Here is a 4931-nt window from a genome sequence, read left to right as displayed (position 1 = left end):
TCAGCGCTTGATTCATCGTTCACATCGCAGCTTCATTGACGCACTCAGCATACCACCCGCCTTATTGCGACAGAACCATTTCGTGTGCTACGGTATCTTACCGGACGATGGAGCGGACCGATCGCGTCTGCATAAAGACGTAGAGAGAAAACGCTGCTCGCAGGGCCTCATATTGCGAAAGCAACGCTTCATTCAAGTCGGCCATCGGGTCGATACTCAATCGACGCATCGTCAGCTTCGCAGCTGGTGAGCGTTTGTAGTTACGACGCCAATTCTCTCTTTGCTCCGGCGTCGCGGCCTCATATGCGTCCCAGCCTTGCCGAACCTCGTCGCCCATCCGCTCCTGCGCACTCACCTCCTGTGCCGCGGCCTGCAATGCCATTCGGTTTTGAGCTTGTGCCTTTGCTTCGGTCTCTTGTTGCTCACGCTCGATGAGGGACTGCTGAACCTGCACCATCTCTCGCTCAGCATCGGAGACCACCCAACCTTCTTTGAGGGCCTTCATGAAAAAGCCTGCAGGACTCTTCGTCACCTTGCCCAATTTCAAGCTGAAGCGTGTTCGGTCGATCGCTTGCTCGAGACGTTCATCGGTGTAGGTGTCTCGATCGCCAACAATCTGATTGAACTGCGCTGTCGAAAGACCAAACTCCTGCTTCAGGGTTTGATAGATCTCCTTGGCATGCTCGTGCGTATGCAATACGCGCTCGGCGAGATCTTTGCGGCTAATTCGGAATCGGAGACTGCCAATTTTTCGCGAACCCGGCAGGTTCCGCGTTTCATACGCCAGAGAGAGGTCAGAAACCTCGTTGATCTGCTGCACTGCCGGTTCGAGCCAGTCCCGTTTAAAGTACTTGAACACCTGCGCATTCGCGCCCATCTCTCCCTGCCATCCACGCAGTTCGTCAAGCGGGATCCAATCGGTCAGCCCTTCGTCCGCGTATGGAAGCAAGTGGTCGTACATCACGCGTGCGTAGGACAAAGTGAACATCGAGGTGATTCGCAGACTCAACCAGTGCGACTTACCCTTTCCTCGGATAATCCCAATTAGATCGGGCGGGACACGGAATTGAAAGCGGCCACCCTGGTAGGAGATTCGTCCGATCAGTTGTGTCGAGCCGAAGGGCCGTTCACCGTCAGCTTCCGCCGGCGCCGTCGCTTGAATAAGGGCTTTTTGCGCCTCGGTGATCACCTGTTCAAGGTGAGTATTGTTGCGGCTCGAGTAGCGCATGAGCCATTTGAAGTAGTCCAGCTCAACGTCATAAAGGTCACGGGGCCGTTCATCGTAGGCAACAATGAAGTACGCTGCATCGATCAAGCGGCGAGCGGCCACGCCTAGGTCGACGATACGAATGAGGACGTTATTGCGGGAAAAGCCAATGTCTGACCGAGCACTATCGACTGGCAGCCCTTCAGCCGACGCATCGTCGAACAAGGCAAGCGCCAACTGCTGAGATGTCGCCAATTGCCCCCTTTCCGCCATGCCATCCTCCGCCATCACGCTGCATTTGTGATATTGGAGCGTAAGGTACCGGCGGCAAAGTGATCTGTCAACACAGACAACCTCACCTTTACGTTTAAAAGCTCACAGATCACCTCACCTTTACGCCAAATTCCCTCACCATCCGGCCCAAAAACCTCACCATAGCAGCCAATTTCGCTCACCTTTCTGTGGATTTTTGCTCACCTTGGCTCTCAATTCACAGCGCCTTCCGCACAAATAGCCTCACTTTGCTAGCCTAATGTATTGATTTATAAAAAATGTTTCCGAGCTGTATGTGGTTCGTGAGTTTTTTGTTTACAACAACAACTAACACCGCAAATAGGATGCTGCCAGCGAAAAGGAAACCCATGCCGAACGATGTGATCTCGGCTCGGAGCCAAGGTGCCGCACTAGCTGACACCTTTACGGCTCTTGATCTTTTACGCCCTCGATTGATGGTGAGGTGGATTGTGTAAATGTCTACGCGGGATCACTCACCTCCATGAAGGGTCACCTAAGGTGAGGAGAACTGTGCGCTGTGTTGCTGCTTGCAGGGTCATGCGGCGATGGGTAATTGCACAATTCACCTCACCTTCCACTGACCTATGGGCCCCACCCGCTGCAAAAGGCCAATGCACTCTTGGATTTACAGCCGAGCAGATAAATTATAAGTCTAGACGCGAATTACATAGCCATTCTTCGGCCTAGCGAGTATTCTACGGTTCATGCTGAAAAACTGCAAAACCGTATAAATCTGCAGTGAGCGTAAAAAAACACCTCACCGTTGAACTCCAGAGGAAGCGTCTAATGAAAATGAGCGAGTTGCCAGTAGTCGAGCGGCAGGTGAAGTTATCTCAGCTCGGCGAGTTCGCAAAGAGATTGTCCGTGATGACCGACGAGCTTCGTGAGGATATATTGGCGCCGCGGCCCCGAAAAAGCCCGCCGATATTCACTATCGGCGAACTGAGCGAGATGTGTGGCCTTGATCGTCAGAAGATCAACTACCTGGCGACGAAGGAAGGTGGTGATTTACCGCCTGGCGAGGCTCATGGTTCCGGTCGCGCCCGCATCTTCACACTGGCTGAAGCGCGCACATGGGTGCAGAGGGCGTCGAATATCTTTCAGACCGCACTTGTCACTGGTAAGGGCAAGCATCGCGGTCGGGTGTTGATCACGGCAAACTTCAAGGGCGGCTCGACGAAGACGACAATAACGATGTGCGAGGCGCAGGCGCTTAGCTTGCGTGGGCGCCGCGTCCTCGTCATTGATCTCGACCCGCAGGCGTCCCTCTCAGAACTTTGTGGGTTGTATGCAGAGAAGGATGTGACGTGGGAAGACACCGTACTTCCATTTATCTACGATCCTTCCATGGAAGGGGGACTCGCATCAATGGTCCAGTCGACCTACTGGGATGGGATCGATGTCATTCCCGCACACAACTATTTGCATGATGCGGAATTCCATCTTCCGACTGCACAGAAGGAAAATCCCGAGTACGAATTCTGGTCGGTACTTCGTCGGGGTATTGAGCCTCTTCGTTCGGAGTATGACTACATCATCCTCGACACCGCGCCGTCGCTGTCTTATTTGACGCTGAACGGGCTCATGGCCGCCGACGCGATGGTCATGCCTTTGGTTCCGGAAAGCCTGGACTTCATCTCTTCGGTGTCGTTTTGGTCGCTGTTTTCCGAAATTGCAGCGGGCTTTGTCGACCATGAGCTCGACAAGACTTATGACTTCATTTCTGTATTGCTTTCGAAGGTGGACTACGGCGCGGTGTCGTCTGCGCCGGCGGTTCGAGTGTGGGCGCAGCGAGCCTACGGCGACTGGCTTTCGACAACAGAAATTCCTGCTAGCTCAGTGATGAGCAATGGTGCGCTTGCCCTGTCGACAGTCTTCGATCTATCGAGATCGGATGGCGTCGCGAAGACCTTGGCGCGGGTGAAACAACCGTTGATGGACCACTGTAAATGGATCGACGATCAGTCGGTCGCGCGTTGGAGGGCGGAGGCATGAGCAACCTGCGAGAACGGATGATGAGCAAGACGGCGGGTCTGCGTGCGGCAAAGGACATTGAACTCACAGCGCAACCGGAGAAGCCTGCGACGCCAAGAACTGCTCCTGGAATGGCGGGGGCACTGGCGACCGCGCAGGCGCGAATCTTGGAGCTTGAGCGGAGCACCACTTCGCACGAATTGCCCGTCGCAGATATCGTGCCCAATCCGTGGCAGCCTCGCCGAATCTTCAATGAGGCGAAGCTTACCGAGCTCGCGGAATCAATCCGCGAGTCGGGCCTGATTGAACCGATTGTCGTTCGAAAGGTGACGTCAGGCTATCAAATAGTAGCTGGCGAGCGACGTTGGCGCGCGCACAAGATGATCGGGAAAGAGGCGATCAAGGCGGTGATTGCCGACGTCTCGGACGGAGATATGGCGGTACTTGCCTTGGTCGAAAACGTCGTTCGAGATGGTCTGACCGACTACGAGATTGCTCGCTCTATCCGGGGCACAGAGAAGGAGTTTCCGAACCGGAAGCGGATGGCGGAGGCACTCGGGATTTCTCGTTCGGAGCTCTATCGATATTTAGCTTTCGGCGATTTGCCCGAATTCGTTATCAAGGATCTTGATCTTCAGCCTTGCCTACTCGGTGCCCATGCGGCCGAGGATGTTGTTGCGGTGCTCCGAAATCATGAGGGGCGCGCATTCGAGATTGCCGGAGAGCTATGGACACAGGTGGTTGCAGGCGAGCTCGATCAGACGAAACTTGCGAAAGCAATTAAGCTTGCTATCGAAAATGACGGTAAGGGAGTCGCCGTGAGCGACCGCAAGATCGAAAAGATTTTTGCCGGAAAGAATCAGGCCGGGTCGATCACGAGGGACGCGGGTAACTTTACGGTGAAGATCAAGGCTGGGATGCTTACAGCGGAAAAGGAAGAAAAGATCCGAGCTCTTATTTCACAGCTGTTTTCTAAGCCAGACTGACACTTCCATTTAAGCCCTCAGTTCGCGGGCTTTTTGCAAGTGGACCTGTGTCCCCAATGGGGACACAACTGCCCAGTGCGCAATCGGGTCTCCAGATACTACTCATCGGGTGTCCCCATTGGGGACACCCGATGTCCATTGATAGGCTATAGATCTGGGGCGTATGAGCAATAATGCGAGCATACGGTCACCCCTCACATGCAGACAAGAGCCCGTTTGCCTTAGTTCGTGGCGCCAGTGCCCGAATCCCTCGGGACGTCGAGCAGCGACGGCTTTAGGACTGCCTGATTGAGGACGAGTTCTGCTAGCTCCTTCGCAGGCTGCACATCGAGGATGTCGGTGCGTCCCGCGTGCGACAAATTAGACCGCACGGTGTAGTGAGCACCCGCCTTCTGAACGGTCCCGGTTTTCAGTGCCAAAGGCAGTGTTAGTCTTCGGCGTTCTGTTGGTCCGTCAGTTGGGCCTGCAGG

At 54.6% G+C, this 4931-nt stretch carries 3 protein-coding genes; 2 read left to right on the top strand and 1 reads right to left on the bottom strand.

The genetic code is table 11. The features are described from left to right. Positions 1-97: 97 nt before the first annotated feature. Positions 98-1480 carry a replication initiation protein gene (locus tag WS68_RS00475; RefSeq protein WP_059568950.1) on the bottom strand — a complete coding sequence of 461 codons (1383 nt, stop codon included), beginning with the start codon at positions 1478-1480 and terminating at the stop codon, positions 98-100. Between the two features lie 807 nt (positions 1481-2287). Between WS68_RS00475 and WS68_RS00470 the strand changes: the two genes are divergently transcribed. Together WS68_RS00470 and WS68_RS00465 are read left to right on the top strand one after the other, a co-directional pair. After that, the gene (locus WS68_RS00470) at positions 2288-3496 is read left to right on the top strand and encodes a ParA family protein (RefSeq protein WP_059568949.1); all 1209 of its coding nucleotides are present in this window, start codon (positions 2288-2290) and stop codon (positions 3494-3496) included. Then, positions 3493-4461 (top strand): ParB/RepB/Spo0J family partition protein, encoded by a 969-nt coding sequence (locus tag WS68_RS00465; RefSeq protein WP_059568948.1) that lies wholly within the window; start codon positions 3493-3495, stop codon positions 4459-4461. Before WS68_RS00470 ends, WS68_RS00465 begins: the two co-directional genes overlap by 4 nt. The last annotated feature ends 470 nt before the right edge of the window (positions 4462-4931 follow it).

Source organism: Burkholderia sp. TSV86, from assembly GCF_001522865.1.
Lineage (GTDB): Bacteria > Pseudomonadota > Gammaproteobacteria > Burkholderiales > Burkholderiaceae > Burkholderia.
The sequence above is the reverse complement of the archived record's forward strand: the minus strand, read 5'-3'. Positions and strand labels throughout refer to the sequence as shown.

What these genes read in the sequence shown, in the direction of transcription:
- WS68_RS00470 (WP_059568949.1), top strand. Translation starts at nt 2,288, where the DNA reads ATGAAAATGAGCGAGTTGCCAGTAGTCGAGCGGCAGGTGAAGTTATCT.
- WS68_RS00475 (WP_059568950.1), bottom strand. Translation starts at nt 1,480, where the DNA reads ATGGCGGAAAGGGGGCAATTGGCGACATCTCAGCAGTTGGCGCTTGCC.
- WS68_RS00465 (WP_059568948.1), top strand. Translation starts at nt 3,493, where the DNA reads ATGAGCAACCTGCGAGAACGGATGATGAGCAAGACGGCGGGTCTGCGT.